Annotated in this window: 19 protein-coding genes; 8 read left to right on the top strand and 11 right to left on the bottom strand. The window is 58.1% G+C overall.

The window, feature by feature from the left end; genetic code table 11:
- Positions 1-773: ABC transporter ATP-binding protein (locus tag RGAI101_RS22190; RefSeq protein WP_368072202.1), on the top strand; the 773-nt coding region annotated here is incomplete at its 5' end.
- On the top strand, positions 766-1,467 hold the full coding sequence (locus RGAI101_RS18235; protein WP_008229658.1) for an ABC transporter ATP-binding protein: 702 nt from the start codon (positions 766-768) through the stop codon (positions 1,465-1,467). The genes RGAI101_RS22190 and RGAI101_RS18235, both read left to right, overlap by 8 nt.
- 144 nt (positions 1,468-1,611) lie before the next feature.
- Here the strand turns inward: RGAI101_RS18235 and RGAI101_RS18240 are convergent, their stop codons facing one another.
- The 9 genes from RGAI101_RS18240 to RGAI101_RS18270 all read right to left on the bottom strand — a co-directional run bounded on the left by RGAI101_RS18240 (position 1,612) and on the right by RGAI101_RS18270 (position 9,837).
- Complete coding sequence (locus RGAI101_RS18240) at positions 1,612-2,622, bottom strand: IS30 family transposase (protein WP_008228879.1); 1,011 nt, start codon at positions 2,620-2,622, stop codon at positions 1,612-1,614.
- Between the two features lie 177 nt (positions 2,623-2,799).
- The gene (locus tag RGAI101_RS18245) at positions 2,800-4,275 is read right to left on the bottom strand and encodes a carboxypeptidase M32 (RefSeq protein WP_008229676.1); all 1,476 of its coding nucleotides are present in this window, start codon (positions 4,273-4,275) and stop codon (positions 2,800-2,802) included.
- The gene (locus RGAI101_RS22475; RefSeq protein WP_008229639.1) at positions 4,272-4,643 is read right to left on the bottom strand and encodes an oligopeptide/dipeptide ABC transporter ATP-binding protein; all 372 of its coding nucleotides are present in this window, start codon (positions 4,641-4,643) and stop codon (positions 4,272-4,274) included. Before RGAI101_RS22475 ends, RGAI101_RS18245 begins: the two co-directional genes overlap by 4 nt.
- 5 nt (positions 4,644-4,648) lie before the next feature.
- Positions 4,649-5,287 carry an ATP-binding cassette domain-containing protein gene (locus tag RGAI101_RS22705; RefSeq protein WP_008229802.1) on the bottom strand — a complete coding sequence of 213 codons (639 nt, stop codon included), beginning with the start codon at positions 5,285-5,287 and terminating at the stop codon, positions 4,649-4,651.
- Positions 5,284-6,249: an ABC transporter ATP-binding protein gene (locus RGAI101_RS18255; protein ID WP_008229846.1), complete on the bottom strand. Its 966-nt coding sequence runs from the start codon at positions 6,247-6,249 to the stop codon at positions 5,284-5,286. Before RGAI101_RS18255 ends, RGAI101_RS22705 begins: the two co-directional genes overlap by 4 nt.
- Complete coding sequence (locus RGAI101_RS18260; RefSeq protein WP_008229519.1) at positions 6,246-7,184, bottom strand: ABC transporter permease; 939 nt, start codon at positions 7,182-7,184, stop codon at positions 6,246-6,248. The genes RGAI101_RS18255 and RGAI101_RS18260 overlap by 4 nt, the downstream gene beginning before the upstream one ends.
- Positions 7,184-8,158, bottom strand: a complete 975-nt coding sequence (locus tag RGAI101_RS18265) for an ABC transporter permease (protein ID WP_037230028.1) — start codon at positions 8,156-8,158, stop codon at positions 7,184-7,186. The genes RGAI101_RS18260 and RGAI101_RS18265 overlap by 1 nt, the downstream gene beginning before the upstream one ends.
- A 114-nt stretch (positions 8,159-8,272) precedes the next feature.
- Positions 8,273-8,398, bottom strand: a complete 126-nt coding sequence (locus RGAI101_RS22585) for a hypothetical protein (protein WP_008229799.1) — start codon at positions 8,396-8,398, stop codon at positions 8,273-8,275.
- Positions 8,398-9,837, bottom strand: coding sequence for an ABC transporter substrate-binding protein (locus RGAI101_RS18270; protein ID WP_198133739.1), 1,440 nt, complete (start codon positions 9,835-9,837; stop codon positions 8,398-8,400). The genes RGAI101_RS22585 and RGAI101_RS18270 overlap by 1 nt, the downstream gene beginning before the upstream one ends.
- 264 nt (positions 9,838-10,101) lie before the next feature.
- Here RGAI101_RS18270 and RGAI101_RS18275 point away from each other — a divergent pair, with 264 nt between their 5' ends.
- From RGAI101_RS18275 to RGAI101_RS18300, 6 genes are read left to right on the top strand one after another with little or no spacing between them, the layout of a single operon-like run.
- The gene (locus RGAI101_RS18275; RefSeq protein ID WP_008229719.1) at positions 10,102-11,037 is read left to right on the top strand and encodes a GntR family transcriptional regulator; all 936 of its coding nucleotides are present in this window, start codon (positions 10,102-10,104) and stop codon (positions 11,035-11,037) included.
- Positions 11,024-11,725 (top strand): creatininase family protein, encoded by a 702-nt coding sequence (locus RGAI101_RS18280; protein WP_008229622.1) that lies wholly within the window; start codon positions 11,024-11,026, stop codon positions 11,723-11,725. Before RGAI101_RS18275 ends, RGAI101_RS18280 begins: the two co-directional genes overlap by 14 nt.
- Positions 11,722-12,741 (top strand): ketopantoate reductase family protein, encoded by a 1,020-nt coding sequence (locus RGAI101_RS18285; RefSeq protein WP_008229734.1) that lies wholly within the window; start codon positions 11,722-11,724, stop codon positions 12,739-12,741. Before RGAI101_RS18280 ends, RGAI101_RS18285 begins: the two co-directional genes overlap by 4 nt.
- Positions 12,732-13,487 (top strand): SDR family NAD(P)-dependent oxidoreductase, encoded by a 756-nt coding sequence (locus RGAI101_RS18290; protein ID WP_008229756.1) that lies wholly within the window; start codon positions 12,732-12,734, stop codon positions 13,485-13,487. Before RGAI101_RS18285 ends, RGAI101_RS18290 begins: the two co-directional genes overlap by 10 nt.
- Complete coding sequence (locus RGAI101_RS18295; RefSeq protein ID WP_008229596.1) at positions 13,484-14,380, top strand: polysaccharide deacetylase family protein; 897 nt, start codon at positions 13,484-13,486, stop codon at positions 14,378-14,380. The genes RGAI101_RS18290 and RGAI101_RS18295 overlap by 4 nt, the downstream gene beginning before the upstream one ends.
- A complete protein-coding gene (locus RGAI101_RS18300) occupies positions 14,377-15,312 on the top strand; it encodes an isoaspartyl peptidase/L-asparaginase family protein (RefSeq protein WP_008229642.1) in 936 nt (311 codons plus the stop codon). Before RGAI101_RS18295 ends, RGAI101_RS18300 begins: the two co-directional genes overlap by 4 nt.
- 265 nt (positions 15,313-15,577) lie before the next feature.
- On the opposite strand, the gene RGAI101_RS18305 is transcribed toward RGAI101_RS18300, so the two are convergent.
- Positions 15,578-16,888: an NAD(P)/FAD-dependent oxidoreductase gene (locus RGAI101_RS18305; RefSeq protein ID WP_008229626.1), complete on the bottom strand. Its 1,311-nt coding sequence runs from the start codon at positions 16,886-16,888 to the stop codon at positions 15,578-15,580.
- 48 nt (positions 16,889-16,936) lie between these two features.
- On the bottom strand, positions 16,937-17,551 hold the full coding sequence (locus tag RGAI101_RS18310) for a cupin domain-containing protein (protein ID WP_008229563.1): 615 nt from the start codon (positions 17,549-17,551) through the stop codon (positions 16,937-16,939).
- Positions 17,552-17,589: the final 38 nt, after the last annotated feature.

Genomic DNA, 17,589 nt, shown 5'->3' on the forward strand with positions numbered 1-17,589 from the left:
GCCCGATCCTATCCGTTCGCAACCTGTCGCGTAATTTCGGAGCGATCAAAGCCGTCGACAACGTCAGCTTTGATCTGGCCAAAGGCGAATTGCTGGCGCTTATCGGTCCCAATGGTGCCGGCAAAAGCACCTGTTTCAACATGTTGATGGGCCAGCTCAAGCCATCGTCGGGGACCGTCCAGCTGATGGGCAAGAACATCGCCGGGATGCAGCCGCGCAAAATCTGGCGCATGGGTGTCGGGCGCACTTTTCAGATTACCGCGACATACGCGTCGATGACGGTGGTCGAAAATGTGCAGATGGCGTTGATCTCGCACCACCGCAGACTTTATTCCCTGACGACATTCGCCCATAAACTTTACCGCGAAGAGGCGCTCGCGTTGCTTGATACGGTCGGCATGGTCGATCAGGCCGAACGCCACTGTGCCGTGCTGGCCTACGGCGACCTTAAACGGTTGGAACTGGCCGTCGCATTGGCGCACGATCCGATCCTGCTGCTGATGGATGAACCCACCGCCGGCATGGCCCCGCGCGAACGCATCGCCTTGATGCAACTGACAGCGGATATTCTGGACGCCAAAGGCATCAGCGTTTTGTTTACCGAACATGACATGGACGTGGTTTTCGCCCACTCCCACCGGATCATGGTGCTGAACAGGGGCCAGCTGATCGCCGATGGCACGGTCGAGGAAATCCGCAACAATGCGCAGGTTCAAGAAGTTTATCTGGGTGGCGGCACCTTGTTCAAAGCCGAGGAGGATGCTCATGCTTGAGGTCAAAGGCGTCAATTCATTCTATGGCAAGGCGCATGTTCTGAACGACCTGAATTTCAGCGTCGAGGCCGGTACCGTCGTTGCCCTTTTGGGCCGCAACGGGGCGGGCAAGACCACGACGATGAAGTCCATCATGCAACTGGTGCGCCCCCGCAGCGGGTCCGTCATCTACAAGGGGCAGGACATCACCGGCTGGCCCAGCCACAAGGTCGCGCGGGCCGGTTTGGGCTATGTCCCCGAAGAACGCCGGATCTTCACCCAACTGACCGTGCTGGAAAACCTCGAGGTTGGCCGACAGCCGCCCCGTGAAGGCTGCACGACCTGGACCGACGACATGGTGTTCGACCTGTTCCCCAACCTCGCCGAGCGGCGCAGCAACCGCGGCAAGGCGCTTTCGGGCGGCGAACAGCAGATGCTGACAATCGCGCGCACGTTGATGGGAAATCCTGCGTTTATCCTGCTTGATGAACCTTCGGAAGGGATCGCGCCCGTGATCGTCGAACAAATGGCCCGCGTGATCTTGCAGCTTAAGGACGAAGGGCTGACGGTTCTTTTGTCAGAACAAAACCTGCACTTTGCCCAAGCCGTCGCCGACGGTGTGGTCATCATCGAGCACGGCACGCAGAAGTTCGTAGGCACTTTGGCGGAACTTCAGGCGAACCCAGAAATTCGCGACCAATATCTGTCGGTGTGACCACCGGCCGATACTACCGGAATTTCTGTCTGTGGGGTTCTTTCGACGAGGCTAGCTGCTGACCCGCTATACCCGTTTTCGGTGTTCAGGGCAGCACGCACCATATGTGAACTCATGGTGAAGTGCAGTTCTTGATATCTCGTTTTACTCCAACCGGTTCTGTATTTCCATCAGGTTGCTTTCAAAGACCTCAGCGGGCGTCCGGTAGCCAAGGCACTTGCGCGGCGTTGCGTTGAGGCGGTGGCAAATCGACCTCAAATATCGATTTGTCAGCGCCGTCGGTGCGGTTGATCTTGGCAGGTATCGGCGCAGCCTGTTGTTCGTATTCTCAACACTGCCTTTCTGATAGGGCGCTTGCGGGTCACAGAACCAGGCATCCGCACCGATCCCGGCCTTGAGATGCTTCCATGCCGAAAACTCGGTGCCGCGATCAAAGGTGATAGACTGGCGCGCGTCGGCGGGCAGGGGAGCCAACCCGTTGATCAGGGACTCCATGATCGGTTTGGATTGGCGATCTTCATTACGCATCACGACGGCATAGCGGCTGACGCGCTCGACCAATGACGTCACGTTTACCTTCCCATGCTCCTTGCGGAACATCATCAAGTCGCACTCCCAATGGCCGAATTCCAAGCGTTCTGAGACGCGCTCAGGCCTGTGTGACAGGCTTTGAACGTCGAATATGTGGGTTCTGTTGTGCCTGCGGTAACCACGCGGTCGGCGGCGACGGCGATGCTCAGGGAGATGGCGGTAGAACTGTTCCTCGCGACCGTCTTTGGAATAGGCAAAGCGATAGATCGTCTCGTGGCTCACGCGGATCGGGTGCCGTTCGAGCCGCATCCGGCCGGCGATCTGTTCGGGGGACCAGCCAGCCTTCAGGCGGTCTTCGATCGCGGCTTTCAAATCAGGGTGAATGATCATCTTGCGATGGATCGCGCGGCGCTGCTCATATTTGTCCTGAGCGACGAGCGCGTGATACCCATTTAGCTCAGGGAGTTCGTCGTCCGTGTACCGATTACGCTTAATGTCTCGGTAGATCGTGGACGGGTCGCGACCCAGTCGATCCGCGATCTCTGAAATCGGCATTTTGGCTTCAAGCCACTTTGCAAGCTTGCGACGTTCGTCCAGCTTCAGGTGACAGTAGTGGGTTCCCATTCTTCATCCTCCGTGCAACTCTCTGTTTTAGTAAAGAATTTGCACTTCGTTTGTGAATCCACCCATACGATACCATGCGACCTCATAATAGGTATTATGTAATAATCAGTAGCGCGCACATCAGGAACTTCCCGCGTTCCAATGATGACAAGCTCGCCACCGCAGATCAAAAAGTTCTCAACCTGCAAACTTGTTCGTTAAATAATTCAGGTAGGGTTCGGGATCATTTGCGGTCATTCCCAGTTGGGTCAGCAGTTGAGAACGGCTGCGTGATCGACCGTGTTTCCAGATCGCTCCGCCAAGCGCTTCTCTTAGCGGGGCCGTATCGCCTCGGTTAAGTGCGTCGCGGATGTCAGGTGCGTGTTTGTCGTAATGCGCCATAAGCTGCGCCGCTGTCGCATTTCCGATCGTATAGGTTGGGAAGGAACCGATATATCCAGAGGACCAATGTACGTCCTGAAGGCATCCTTGCGCATCTCCCGAGACTTCGACACCCAGTTCGTCCCGCATTGCTTCACGCCATGCTTGTGGCAAATCCGCGACCGCAAGGGATCCGTCCATCATTGCCATCTCCAACCGGACGCGCAACATGATGTGCAGGTCATAAGTCAACTCATCAGCCTCTACGCGGATTGGGCTGGGCTCTACTCTGTTGATCGCCGCGATAAATTCATTTTCACTTACGTCTGCCAGCTGTTCGGGGAATGTCCCGCGCAAACGCGAAAAATGTGTTTGCCAGAAGGCAGGACTGCGACCGACATGGTTCTCCAGAAGGCGTGACTGGCTTTCGTGCATGCCAAAGCTGGTACCGCCCACTGCATATAGCCCGATCATGTCCGTTGCGAAAACGCCCCGCGTGTGGACCGGATCAATACCCTGCTCATAAAGCGCATGACCAACTTCGTGGATGCTCCCGAATATCGACATCGGAAGATAATTGGGGTTCCAGCGGGACGTAATGCGCACATCATTTCGCGTAAAGCTGACTTCAAAAGGATGCACCGCAGTGTCCAGCCGTCCCCGATCAAAGTCATACCCCAGAGCCTTGGCTGTCTCTGCCGCAAACCGCTGCTGCAACGCGGGCGGATAATCACGGTAGAGGAAATCAGTGCGCGGCACCGGCCGGCCACGCGCAACATCCAATACGGGCAAAATACCTGCACGAAGCGTGTCAAAAAATGCGGCGATGCTGCCGGCCGTTTCCCCCGGTTCGTAAATCTGGACCATCGGATCATAGGGATGCGCATCGTACCCCAGTGCCTCGGCACTTTCCCGGGCAAGGGTCACGACCTTCTCGAGGTGCGGACGAAAAGCCCCAAAGTCCGACGCTGCACGGGCTTTGCTCCAGGCAGCGCCTGCAATGGTTGCATGTTCCGCCTGCGCGCGCAGCAATTCAGCGGGCAGCCGCTTGTGATGATTGATTGCCTTTTGCACCGTTGCAGCGGCGTCGGCGTCCCCTGCGCCATCTACAGCGTCTTGCATCGCGGGATCCAGCAGCATTTCCCGCGCAATTCCCATCAAGGTGGCAATCTGGTGTCCGCGCGTTTCGGCACCGTCCGCCGGCATCTGCGTGCGCGCGTCCCAATTGAGTGTGTTTACAGCGCAAAGCACATCGTTGAGCCGCCCAACGCGGGCATTGAGATCAGTGTTCATGCCGTCACCTTCGTCTGCGCGCCTACGCCGCCGTCGTTCAGATGGCAGGCCACAGTGCGACCCGCGCCGGCATCCGTCAGGCGCGGTGCCTCGACACTGCACCGCGGTCCGGCAAGCGGGCAGCGCGGATGAAAGGCACAGCCCGACGGTGGATTGATCGGTGACGGGATTTCGCCCTTTATCGCCTCAAAGCGGCGCTTGCCCGTGCCCACCGTTGGCACCGATGCAAAAAGTGCCGCTGTATAAGGGTGCTTTGGATCGGCATACAAAGCGTCCGCCGGGGCCAGTTCGACCAATCGACCCAGATACATGATCGCGACCCGGTCGCAGACATGGCGGACCACGGACAGATCATGGCTGATGAACAAAGCCGTCAGGCCAAGTCACGGCGCAGATCCATGAACAGTTCAGCACCTGCGCTGAATGGACACATCCAAAGACGCGACTGCTTCATCAAGCACAGACTTCGTGTTCCATAGCAGCGCACGCGCAATGGCCACACGCTGGCGCTGACCGCCCGAGAACTGGTGCAGAAAGCGGTCGGCATATGCGCCTCAAGCCTACTTTTCGAGCAATTCACGGATCCGTACTGCACGTCACGCGCGGGTATTATCTTATGAAAGCGCGGCCCCTCGGCCAATGTTTCGCCCACTTTCATCCGGGGGTTAAGCGAGGCGAAGGGATCCTGGTGGATCATCTGGACCTGTGTCGTAAGCTTGTCGACATTCCCGCCACGTTCATCTGCAACCGGCTTGCCATTAAGCGTCACGCCACCGTCACTTGGGCCGTAAATCCCTGCTACGACACGCCCCAAAGTTGACTTTCCGCAGCCGGATTCACCAACCACACCAAGTACCTCACCTTTCGCCACTTCCAACGATACATCCGACAAGGCGTGCACCGTCACCGGTTTGCCGCCGCCCGTGATTTTGCCGACCAGACGCTCCGCCAATCCCGGCATGCGGGTAAATCGCTTGGAGACGTTTTCAATTTTCAGAATGGGATCGGTCATGTTCGCTCCAGAGGGTGGTGGCACAGGACGGTCTGGTCGTCCTTCGTATCGGCAGGCGGGACGGTCGTGCAGATATCCGTGGCACGTGGGCAACGGGGCCGGAACGGGCAGCCCTGCGGCAGCCGGGAAAGTTGCGGCGTCGAACCCGGAATTTGTGGCAGATGCGTGCCCGGTTCGTGCAGCGCCGGGATCGAATCCAGCAATCCTTTGGTATAGGGGTGCCGTGGATGTTCGATTACCTGTTGCGCTGTGCCACGCTCTACAATCTGGCCCGCGTACATCACGCATATGTCGTCCGCCAGACTTGAGACGACCCCCAGATCATGGGTGATCCAGACGATCGCGGCATCGGTCCGGTCAGCCAGATCGCGCACCTCGGCCAGGATCTGACCCTGGATCGAAACATCGAGCGCTGTTGTCGCCTCATCCGCGATGATGACGGCAGGGTTGTGCAAAAGCGCCATCGCAATCGCAACACGCTGGCGCATGCCGCCCGACAACTGGTGCGGATAGGCTAGCAATCGTTCGGCCGGGGATGGAATGCCAACGGTATCAAGCGCCTTGCGCGCTTCTTCCCAGGCCGCGGATTTGGACATCTTTCGATGGACCCGCACGGCCATCGCCATTTGATCCCCGACCCGCAAGACAGGATTAAGCGTCATCATCGGGTCCTGAAACACCATGGCGACCTTATTTCCGCGCATCTTGCGCATATCGTCCGGGGACAGCGTGCGCATATCGATGCCGTCAATCAGTACCTTTCCGGAAGATACTTCACCCGGTGTGTCGATCAGGCCCATGATCGAAAAGCCTGTGACGCTTTTGCCCGATCCGCTTTCCCCGACCAAGCCAAGTATTCGCCCCTTCCCGACGGAGAAACTGACGTTGTTCACAGCGGTCACGGCATCGCCACGGGTTGCGAAACGGGTCGTCAGACCCTGGACATCAAGTGCGGCAGTCATCGGCTGTTCCTTGGGTCAATAACAGTGCGAACCTGATCGCCCACAAGATTGATTGCGACGACCGTGATCATGAGAAAAATACCCGGGTAAATGGACAACCAGTAGCGTCCGGCGTGGATGTATTTGAAACCGTTCGAGATTAACGATCCCAACGAGGGTTCGGTCAACGGCAGCCCCACTCCGAGGAATGACAGCGTCGCCTCGAGGGAAATGGCGCTTGCAACCTGCACTGTCGCCACGACAATCAGCGGCGGCAGGACATTGGGCAACAGGTGCTTGAACATGATGCGCCATGTCGGCAGCGGGGTGGACCGCGCGGCTTCGATGTAATCCTTGCGACGCTCGACAGAGGCGGCACCATGCGTGGTGCGCGCGAAATAGGCGTATTGCGCGACAACCAGCGCGAAAATAATTTGCGCAACGCCCTGCCCCAGCATCGCGACCATCACAAGGGCCAGCAGAATTGCCGGCATGGACAGCTGCAAATCGACAATACGCATCAACAAGGCCTCGATGCGGCCCCCAAAGTAAGCGGCGGTCAGGCCGACGGTGATCCCGACGGCAAGCGCCAGAACACCAGCGGAAATTCCGATCATGAAGCTTGTGCGCAACCCGTAAAGGATCGCAGAAAGCATATCGCGCCCCGCATTGTCTGTTCCCAGCAGATGAGGATAGCCGCCCGACCCGACAGTACCGGGGCGCAGGAACGCATCCAGCCAGTCGAGATTTGCCAGATCATAAGGGTCTTGGGGCACCAGATACGGCGCACCGAATGACCCGACCAGCAAGGCCACAATCACGATCAGCGCCCCGATGGCGACCCAGGACTGGCGGTAATCGGACCAGAAGTTGCGCAGGCGCATGCTGCGTGTTTCGGCGGGTGGCGCTGAGGGAACTGCGAGGATTCCGCTGCCGGATGTTGCGGGATCGGGCATCAAGAGCCTCCTTTCAGGCGGACGCGCGGGTCCAGCCGGGCATAGATCAGATCAACGATCAGGTTGATCAGCACGAACAGAATGACCACCATCACGAGGTAGGACACCATCACCGGCCGGTCGAGTTGCAGGATGCTGTCAATGATCAGCTTACCCACGCCGGGCCAGTTGAACACCGTCTCGGTCACCACGGCAAAGGCCAGGGTCGAACCAAGCTCGAGCCCGAACACGGTGATGACCGGAATGGAGATATTGCGCAGAATGTGGCTGAACACGATTTGGCGGTCGGGCAACCCTTGGGCACGGGCAAAGCGAACATATTCCGCGCCCATCGCTTCGACCATGCCTGCGCGGGTCAGGCGGATCAGCAAGCCCATCTTGAACAGCGACAGGTTGATCGCGGGCATGATGACGTGGGACCAGCCGTTCGATGTGGCCAGTGACGTCTTGAACCACAGAAACTCGGCGACCTCGCCCCGACCGCCAGAGGGCAGCCAGCCCAATTCAACGGCAAAGGCCATGATCAACAGCATGCCGATCCAGAACGTAGGCACGGAAAAGCCCAGAACCGACAGTGCCATGATCACCTTGGCCCCGATGCTGTCGGGACGGTACCCGGCATAAAGGCCCGCCGGGATCCCGATGCACGCTGCCAGTGTGACAGACACCAGCACCAGTTCCAGCGTTGCGGGAAGGCGCGAAAACACCAGCGATGTGACCGAGATGTTATAGACCATCGACCGACCCAGATCGCCGTGAAGCACGTTGCCGACAAAGGTAAAGTATTGCCGCCACAGGGGTTGGTCGAAACCGTATTGGCGGATCAGGTTATCGCGAATTTCCTGTGTCGCACCGGGATCGATCATCACATCAATCGGGTTGCCGATCGCATAGACGCCGACAAACACGATGACCGACATCGCAAAAACAACAACGACTGCCTGGGATAGCCGTCCGACAAGATAACCAAACATCTCAACCTCGCGTTTTGCCCTTTTCGCAGGGGCATGGCTGGAACAGCCTGTCATCAGAAAAAAGCGGCGCGCAAATAGTGGATTGCGCGCCGCCGGTCAGGAAGCGTTTACGGGTTACTCTGGCGTGATCGCGTAAGCACGGGTTTCCTGGTCGACGCGTGGCAACATGTCCAGCGTGTCGGCCTTGGCTGCCCAGACTGTCTGCAAGATAACAGTCGGGATCAGTGCGCGATCTTCCATTACGATGTAGGATGCTTCTTCATAGAGCTTCTTGCGTGCTTCGGGGTCAAGCGTCTGGCTGCCTTCGCCGAAACCTTGTCGAATTCAGGGTTGGAATAACCGGAACGGTTGAAGTTTCCAAAACCCTTCTCCGCATCCTTGGTGTGGGTAAGCGCGCCGTAGGTATACGCGGCCTCGCCCGTCAGGGTCCCCCATGCGGACATGGTCATGGTGTATTCTTCACGCGCGGCGGCAGGGAAGTAGACCGTGCCGTTCAACGCCTGCGCATTCACTTTCAGCCCCAGACGCGACCACATTTGCGCGAGTGCCTCACAGACGACGGCATCGCCCGGAACGCGGTTGTTCGTGCAGGTAAAGTCAATCTCGAAGCCATCGGGATACCCGGCTTCGGTCAACAACGCCTTGGCTTGTTCGATGTCGTATTCACGTGCATCCAGCTTGTCGGTGTATCCGAAAAAGCCTTCGGGCATCAGCTGGTTCGCGGGCTTACCAAGGCCTTCCAGGACGACGTTAACCAGAACCTCGCGGTTGATCGCAAGATCCAGCGCCTTGCGCACCCGCAGATCCTGTAGGGGGTTGCCGTCTACCTCGACGCCATTGACCTTGATCGGCTGAGGCTCCTCATCCTTAACGGATGGGGCGATGTTCAGGATGTAGATGGAATCCGAAACGAAGGTCTCAAGCGAACTATCATTCTTCATCGACAGATAATCGGTGGCTGGTACATAGTTGATCATATCAACCTGACCCGACTTCAGCGCCGCGACACGCGCCGCATCGTCCGCGATTTCACGGCGTGTGACATTTTCCCAGGCCGGCGCACCGTCCCAGTAGTCTGCATTCCGCTTCAGCACCAGATCGCCCTTGGGCTGCCAGCTGACAAAGGAATATGGACCAGTGCCGATCGCCTTTTCGCCCGAGTTGAATTCTTCGTTGCGCGCTTCCATGCCCGTTTCAGTTGGCACGACAAACAAACGGGTAAAATCATTCGGCAAAGACGGTGCCATGCCTTTTGTGGTCACGCGCAAAGTCATCGGGTCCACGACCTCAACGCTCTCGACGTATTTGGTATACAGCGTCATCGGCATCGGGCCGGTCACTTCCGGAATGCGCTCGATCGAGAATTTCACATCCTCCGCATCAAAATCGCTGCCATCGTGGAATTTGACGCCTTCGCGCATCTTGAATTCCCAGGTCGTGTCGTCGATCGCTTCCCAGCTGACCGCAAGCCCGGGCTTGAGCTGCAGCTTGTCATCTACGTCAACGAGAGTGTCGAAAACATGACGCAATGCTTCGGCTTGGCTGCCCAAGGTGGACCAGTGCGGATCAATGGAATCGGGCCCTGCCCGCAGACCGATCATCAAGTCTTGCGCCATCACTGCCGGCGCAGCCGCAAGCAGCGCCAACGATGCGATGCTGGACAATAGTGTAGTTTTCAACATTTCACTCTCGCTTTGTTATTGATGTGTATAACACTAGGCGCTCAAATTTTTTCTCGTCAAGAAAATATGACGATATTTCATAATAAATTTGCATATGCATGCGATATGCGCGATATTATTGCAAGAAATACGGTGGATTTTTGCCGCACAATCGAAATCGTTACAGTTAAGTGATACATCATGACACCCAAAGCGGCCGATGGATTATCCCCTGCCCTACAGCGACTCGCTGATGCTATAGATCCGGAAGCATCCGTGCCGATGTCAGTGCAGCTTCGCGGGGCATTGGAATACGGGATAGCGACAGGTGACATTGCGGCGAATACGCGTTTGCCCTCCGTGCGCCGGCTGGCGGCGGCGCTCAAGCTGTCTCCTGTCACGGTCAGCAACGTCTATGCCGGACTTCAAGAAAACGGCTATGTCGAAGGCCGTATCGGTTCGGGAACTTTCGTCGCCGACCGCGCGCCCCCGTCGGCATCCCGTGTCCAGCGCTTATCCAACTTTGAACGACAGATCGCAGAGTTGATTCAGACAGGGCGCGAATTGGGGTTCTCCCGCAAGGACATCGCCTTTCGGGTCTCGATGGCAACTCCGGCCCCGATGGTATCCATGAACATCCTGATGTTGGGCACGTTCCGCGATGCGACGACGGCTTATGCTGACGATCTGCGCCCATACCTGTGCGCCACCGACAGCCTGAGTGTGGCAAGCATTGCAGACATCACAAGCGGTGACGCACCGTCGGTGGATATCGTGGTTTGTCCGCATACCTTGACCGCCGAAGCGCAGCGCCTGTTTCCAGAACTGCCGGTTTTCGGTCTCACTCTGATCCCGAACGAGCAGACGCGCATCGCCCTCGCCGGGATCCCTCCGGAAGCCAGGGTTGCCCTTGTTTCATACTTTGACGACTTCTTGCCGACGCTGAAAGGCGGCGTGGACCGGTTCGCGCCGCATCTGGGACGGGTCACCGCCATGCCCCGCGGCTTCGACGGACTCGAAAAGATACTGAATGACGTTGATGTGCTGATCTTTTCTACCGGCGCAGAATACTTGCGCGACACGCTGCGCCCCGACCAAATCGCCATTGAATACCGCCACACACCGGACAGTCATGCAGTGCGTTCAACGCTGTTGCCCGCGATCGAAACTGCAAGAACCGACATCTCCAGAAAGGACACGCAAGATGAAAATCAGTGAAAGCAATTGGTTTGAAATCGAAGAATATCTCAAGACCGATGATCGGTGTGTGTTGCCCCTAGGCAGCACCGAGCAGCACGCGCATCTGAGCCTGTCAGTGGACACGATCCTGTCAGGAAAAATAGCTGCAGATGCGGCTGCACCGTTGGGCATTCCGGTTTTCCCTGCTGTTCCCTATGGTCTTACCCCATATTTCATGGGCTTCCCTGGCACGGTGTCTTTACGCTTGCGGACCTATGCCGCTCTTGTTCGCGATATTCTGGACAGCCTGTATGATACGGGTTTCCGGCGGATTCTTATCGTCAATGGCCACGGCGGCAACAGCCCGGTGCAACCCGTCTGTGCAGAATGGATGCAGGACCGCGACGGCGCACGATGCCGCTTTCATGACTGGTGGCGCGCGCCCCAGACCTGGGCAGCGGTTCAGGATGTCGACCCGATTGCATCACATGCGTCATGGATGGAGAACTTTCCATGGACGCGCCTTGATGGCCGCCCCGTTCCACCAGAACAAAAGCCCTACGTCGATTTTGACCGGCTGCGTGACCGCAACGCACAAGGTGTGCGAGAGCTGATCGGAGACGGCAATTACGGTGGTCACTATCAGAAACCTGACGCGGACATGCTTCGCATATGGGAAATAGCCGTTGGCGAAACCCGCGCGCTACTCGAAGGGGATTGGGCATGAGCGAAGATGCGATCCTGATCTGGGGCGCGGGCGCAATCGGCGGGATACTTGGTGCCTATTTTGCGCGGGCGGGTCACCCGGTGCATATGGTCGACATCGTCGAGGACCACGTGACCGCGATGCGCGACGGCGGCCTGCGTATCGAAGGACCGGTTGAGGAATTCACCCAAGTGCTGCCTGCCGACACGCCTGACACCTTAAGCGGAAAATTCCGCCGCGTCATTCTTGCCGTGAAAGCACACCATACAGATGCCGCATTGACGATGCTCTTGCCGCATCTTGCCGAGGACGGCTATGTCGTGTCCGCCCAGAACGGGTTGAACGAACGTCTGATATCGGCAAAAATCGGTGCCGATCGCACGCTGGGCTGTTTCGTCAATTTCGGGGCAGATTGGCTTGAACCCGGTCGCATCCTTTACGGCAATCGCGCTGCGGTTGCTTTGGGCGAACTGGACGGCACAGACAGTACCCGCCTGCGCGAGATGCACGCATTGTTCAGCCTGGTCGAACCCAATGCCGTGGCAACGGACAACATTTGGGGCTACCTCTGGGGCAAAATGGGATACGGCTCCCTGCTTTTTGGCACAGCGCTCACGCCGGCCTCAATGTCTGACGCAATGGACCCCGCCGCGACCCGCCCCGTTTTTGCGAAACTCGGTGCCGAAGTGATGCAATTGGCCGCTGCGGAGGGTGTAAGTCCCTTGGGGTTCAACGGCTTTGATCCGGATGCTTTCCTCGCGGGCGACGCTGTTGGCATTGCCGCGGCGATTGATGCGATGGTTGCGCATAACCGCAAGACGGCCAAGACCCATTCCGGCATCTACCGCGACCTTGCCATTCGCAAGCGCAAAACAGAGGTTGATCCGCAGATCGGGTTGCTTGTCGAGATTGGAAGAAGCCATGGGATAGCAACGCCCGCCCTTGCCATGCTGTGTGACCTTATTCATGACATCGAAGACGGAAAACGCGAGCAGTCCACCGACCTTCTTGATCTGATGGTGCCGGTATGCAGCTAGATTTACGCGACAAGGTGTTTGCCGTGACAGGTGCTGCACAAGGGATCGGGGCCGCAATCGTGCAAGGTCTGGTCGAGGCGGGCGCAACTGTTGCCGCCTTGGATATCGACGCCAAGAGGATGGAGCATCTGGCAGCGCTGCCCCGCGTAACCTGCCATTCGGGCGATCTTGGCAGCCAGGACGATGCGCACGCTCTGTGTAAAGACGTGATCGCACAGCACGGAAAAATTGACGGCCTCGTGACGGCTGCAGGTGGTGTGCGGGGGCAAGTCGGTCGTGCAATAGAAGAGATCTCTTCTGACGACTGGCATGCGATATTTGCTGCAAATGTCGACGCTGCGATGTGGTGCGCCCAAGCGTTTGCGCCCGATATGAAGAAACGCGGTCACGGCCGGATCGTGACGATTTCTTCAGGGGCCGGCCTAAAGGCAAGCCTGACAGGAATTCAGGCGTATGCCTCTGCAAAACATGCGCTGATCGGGCTGACCAAACAACTGGCGCTGGAGCTTGGACCGGCAGGCATCACGGTAAATTCTGTCGCCCCCGGCTTTATCCTGTCCAACCCCGCAACCGAAAGGCAATGGGACGCGTTCGGCCCGGTACGGCAAAAGGAAATCATCGGAAATATTCACATGCGCCGTCTGGGACGGGCGCAGGACATTGCTGATGCGGTCACGTTTTTATGCTCGGAAAAGGCAGGCTGGATCACCGGTCAAACTTTGCAGGTCGATGGAGGACACGCATGACAGACCCACATACATGGGACGAACCCACATGGCGCAGCAAGGTTGAGGCGGTCCGCGCCGGCCGCAACCTGCTGCCCGCCACATGGCCCAACGGCGCGCGCTGCGCTGTCGCGCTATCTTTCGACAGCGACCACGAGACCAATGAACTGCGCGACGGCGGAAACTCTGTGGCCCGCCTAAGCTGGGGAGAATACGGCACCCGCCGCGGCATCCCGCGCATTCGCAAGGTGTTGGATAAATTCGATGCCAAAGCCAGCTTTTTCGTGCCAGCGGTGTCTGCGCTTTTGCATCCCGAAGAACAGCGCAGCCTTGCCGAGGATGGTCATGAAATCGGCCTGCACGGCTGGATACACGAGCTGAACACGGGGCTGGATCACACAACAGAGCGTGATTTGATGCTGCGTGCCGCCGATACACTCGAAAAGATCAGCGGCACGCGCCCTGTGGGCATGCGGACGCCTTCATGGGATTACAGCCCCAATACCCTTGGTATCGCCCGCGAGATGGGACTGCTCTATGACAGTTCCTTGTTTTCGGATGATGATCCTTACGAGATCGTTCAAAATGGCGACCCGACGGGTATGGTTGAACTTCCGGTCGAATGGATCCGTGACGATGCGGTGTATTTCATGATGAACCGCTTCGGGGCCCAGCGGCCCTATACGCCGCCTGCAGATGTGCTGGATATCTTTACCCGCGAATTCGAAGGCGCATATGCCGAAGGCGGTTTGTTTTTGCTCACGATGCACCCGCATGTCACGGGCTACCGCAGCCGCATCTTCATTCTCGAAGAATTGCTGGAGCGGATCACCGACAAAGGCGATTGCTGGATCGCGACCCACGCCGAAATAGCGCAGTACTGCGCAGACCAAGCAGGAATAGCATCAAAATGACCGATACACATAAATTTTCCCTCGCCGTACACGGCGGTGCCGGCACCATCCTCAAGGCGAACCTGACACCGGAACTTGAAGCCGCTTACCACGCAGGCCTGCGGGCTGCGCTGGATGCTGGATACAAGGTGCTAGCGGCAGGGGGGGCTGCTCTTGATGCGGTTACGGCCGCTGTTTGCGCGCTCGAAGACGAGCCGCTTTTCAATGCCGGTCGCGGCGCGGTTTATACCTCGGACGGGGTTCAGGAGATGGACGCCGCCGTCATGGACGGCGCTACGCGTAACGCAGGTGCAGTGGGCGGAATCTTTGGCCCGCGCAACCCGATCCGCGCCGCCCGCGCCGTTATGGAGAACACGGACCATGTCATGTTGATCGGTCCGAATGCGTTGAACGTGGCGCGCGACGCGGGGCTGGACTTTGCCGAGGCTGAATACTTCTTTACCCAAGCCCGCTGGGACGCGCTGCAATCCACGTTGAAAATGCGCAAGGACGGTGTCGAAGACGACGACCCCGCGCGGCGCCACGGGACGGTGGGCGCTGTCGCCTGCGATGCGCAAGGCAACGTCGCGGCGGCCACATCAACGGGCGGGATGACCGCAAAAGCACCCGGTCGGATTGGCGACACCCCCATCATCGGTGCCGGGACCTTTGCCGACAATGAAACCTGTGCGGTCTCCGGCACGGGGCATGGTGAGGTCTTTATTCGCTACACCGCCGCCGCCGAAATCGCTGCGCGCATGCGCCATGCGGGGCAATCCCTGGAAGAGGCGGCGACACATGTCGTCATGCATGATCTGGCGAACAACGACGGTTCCGGTGGCCTCATCGCGGTAGATGCTCTTGGCAACATAACGATGCCGTTCAACTGCGAAGGCATGTACCGCGGGATGGTCACACAAGAGGGCTTGTTCGACACATTTATCTATCGCTGACGCCCGAAAAATCTTGCGCAGACAGGTCAAGTGTTTCTGCGTATCTTGACCGGCGTGCACCCTGGCCAAGATATGTCTAGCTTGTCTGCATTCCGCCTTTCATGCGTCCGATTTGCATGAAAGGCGGCTGCTAGTTTCTTTCCGGCTTATGGAAACGCCTATCCATAAAAAATGCGCACGCCAGACAGGTTCATCAGCAGGCAGGGCAACTGAGGCGCGTGACTGATCGTCTTACATTACCCGCGTGAGACCATCAGCTCGCGCCTTACCGCCCGGCACGCCGCAGCTTGACGCGGTCCTGCATTTTATACATGGCCATGAACAAGGGCATGAACCAAGGCTTACCATTATAGAACGGGACGGCGGCTGGCGCTCGAAGATCAAACGCCGATGGCTCCTCGTTCGTGTTGCCCAGCAGTTTTTGCGCTGCCTTTCGGCCGATCCAGGGTGCCCAGACAACGCCTGAACCACAAAAACCTGTCGCGTAAATCATGCCATTACGCTCGAAAATGCGTGGGATCATATCGCGGTGCATACCCACGTTCCCAAACCAGGTGTGTGTGATTGCCTTGTCGCCAAGCTCGGGAAATATCGAGAGCAGATTTTCCCGCAGATGTGCGACGGGTTTCGTTGGATTATCCAGGTTGGTTCCATCGCGCCCACCGAACAGAATCCGCTTTCCGTCTGGCGAGGGGCGGAAATAGAACCCGAGGGTGCGTGTATCGCTCATCATCATCTGTCGGGGCATCAGTTGCGCCATAAGATCGGGGCTAAGCTCTTCTGTCGCGATGATACGGCTGCGCACCGGTACGATGCGCCGACGCAACCACGGATCAACGCCGTCTGTGTACCCGTTGGTGCAGATCATCACGCGGCCTGCCACAATCTGTCCAGCAGCCGTCGTGACAACGAACTTGTCGTCGTCAGGTTTGATGTTCTCCACCGGGGTATCCGCATGAACGGTGACGCCTGCGGCCTGAGCCACACGCAGCATTTCGGCGATGAACTTGGCCGGGTGCAGCCCGCCGATATCCATACGGACAGTGCCCCCCCGAAAAAAATCAGACCCGATGAAACTGCGCTGATCGCTTTGCGGGACGGCATAGGATTCGATTCCCAGCGTGCGGTGCAGTTTTTCCGCACTACGGGCAATGCGCTCGTAGTCATTCGACCCCATCGCGCCGCTGAACCGTCCAACAGGCTTGAAATCGCAATCAATACCTTCTTCTTCGATCAGTCGGTAAAGATGCTCGCGGGCCTTTTTACCCTCGGCCTCGATCGCGGTCGCACGGTCTTCTCCGAATTTGCGCACCAACGTTGCATGGTCAATCCGGATGTTGCCGCTTGTGATGCCGCCATTACGCGACGACGCGCCTTCACCGGGATGTTGACGGTCGAATATGGCAACAGACCGCCCCGCCCGCGCCAGCGTAATGCCCGCGCTGAGACCTGCGTATCCCGCGCCGACGATGGCCACGTCGACCGTCTTTTCCAACGGCTTGACGGGAAGCGGCTGGACCGGAGCGGCCTCCCACCAATAGGGGGTAGTCTTAAGGGGGGCGTTGGCGGAAGACATTGGGAAGACCTTTGTTGTGAGTGGATAAAACTGGCACTGTTTGTTCAGTTACAGGTGCCGGTCGAATTGTACGGCACCGATGACCCAGAGAATTCGCGCGGGGCGGTCGCCATCATTCCGAAATGCATGCGGCTGCGCGCTGTCAAAGACAAAGCTGTCCCCTTCTTCAAGGTGCGCTTCGCGGTTATCCACGCTCAGCATCAGCTCTCCTTCAAGGACCAGGCCACCCTTCTCTGCGGGATAGCTAAGCGTCGTGTTGCCCGAAGTGCCACCTGGTTCGATGGTCAGGATCATGATCTGAAGGTTGTGATTACCCCCCGAGGTCAGGAGTTCCTTGTGCAACGATCCCAAATCGATACGGGGCCGTTTTGCCGCGCGGCGCAGGAACGGGGGGTCGCCATCGGCATCACTGTCAGCCGTAGTGCCGGAATCGTCCCCGAACATCACCTGCATCGGGACATTCAAGGCACGGCGGATGGCGGTCAGCACCCGCATTGACGGATTTGCAAGGTCGCGTTCGATCTGGCTTATGGTTCCGACGGACACCCCAGACTTCTCCGACAATTCCCGAAGCGAGATGCCTTGATTCTGGCGCATCTGCCGAAACGTTTCGCCGATTGCGCCGGGCGTATCCTCTGGGGTGGGTTTATCTGGGTCTGACATGGGCAGCCTCATGAAATAGCCTCGCGGGCACGGCAGAT

The organism is Roseobacter sp. GAI101, from assembly GCF_000156335.1.
Taxonomy (GTDB): Bacteria; Pseudomonadota; Alphaproteobacteria; order Rhodobacterales; family Rhodobacteraceae; genus Sulfitobacter.

Coding starts and splice junctions, on each gene's coding strand:
- RGAI101_RS18295 (WP_008229596.1), top strand. CDS start 13,484: ATGACAGACCCACATACATGGGACGAACCCACATGGCGCAGCAAGGTT.
- RGAI101_RS18300 (WP_008229642.1), top strand. CDS start 14,377: ATGACCGATACACATAAATTTTCCCTCGCCGTACACGGCGGTGCCGGC.
- RGAI101_RS18255 (WP_008229846.1), bottom strand. CDS start 6,249: ATGACTGCCGCACTTGATGTCCAGGGTCTGACGACCCGTTTCGCAACC.
- RGAI101_RS18275 (WP_008229719.1), top strand. CDS start 10,102: ATGTCAGTGCAGCTTCGCGGGGCATTGGAATACGGGATAGCGACAGGT.
- RGAI101_RS18235 (WP_008229658.1), top strand. CDS start 766: ATGCTTGAGGTCAAAGGCGTCAATTCATTCTATGGCAAGGCGCATGTT.
- RGAI101_RS22705 (WP_008229802.1), bottom strand. CDS start 5,287: ATGACCGATCCCATTCTGAAAATTGAAAACGTCTCCAAGCGATTTACC.
- RGAI101_RS22585 (WP_008229799.1), bottom strand. CDS start 8,398: ATGGAAGATCGCGCACTGATCCCGACTGTTATCTTGCAGACAGTCTGG.
- RGAI101_RS18285 (WP_008229734.1), top strand. CDS start 11,722: ATGAGCGAAGATGCGATCCTGATCTGGGGCGCGGGCGCAATCGGCGGG.
- RGAI101_RS18245 (WP_008229676.1), bottom strand. CDS start 4,275: ATGAACACTGATCTCAATGCCCGCGTTGGGCGGCTCAACGATGTGCTT.
- RGAI101_RS18265 (WP_037230028.1), bottom strand. CDS start 8,158: ATGTTTGGTTATCTTGTCGGACGGCTATCCCAGGCAGTCGTTGTTGTT.
- RGAI101_RS18305 (WP_008229626.1), bottom strand. CDS start 16,888: ATGTCTTCCGCCAACGCCCCCCTTAAGACTACCCCCTATTGGTGGGAG.
- RGAI101_RS18260 (WP_008229519.1), bottom strand. CDS start 7,184: ATGCCCGATCCCGCAACATCCGGCAGCGGAATCCTCGCAGTTCCCTCA.
- RGAI101_RS18280 (WP_008229622.1), top strand. CDS start 11,024: ATGAAAATCAGTGAAAGCAATTGGTTTGAAATCGAAGAATATCTCAAG.
- RGAI101_RS18240 (WP_008228879.1), bottom strand. CDS start 2,622: ATGGGAACCCACTACTGTCACCTGAAGCTGGACGAACGTCGCAAGCTT.
- RGAI101_RS18290 (WP_008229756.1), top strand. CDS start 12,732: ATGCAGCTAGATTTACGCGACAAGGTGTTTGCCGTGACAGGTGCTGCA.
- RGAI101_RS18310 (WP_008229563.1), bottom strand. CDS start 17,551: ATGTCAGACCCAGATAAACCCACCCCAGAGGATACGCCCGGCGCAATC.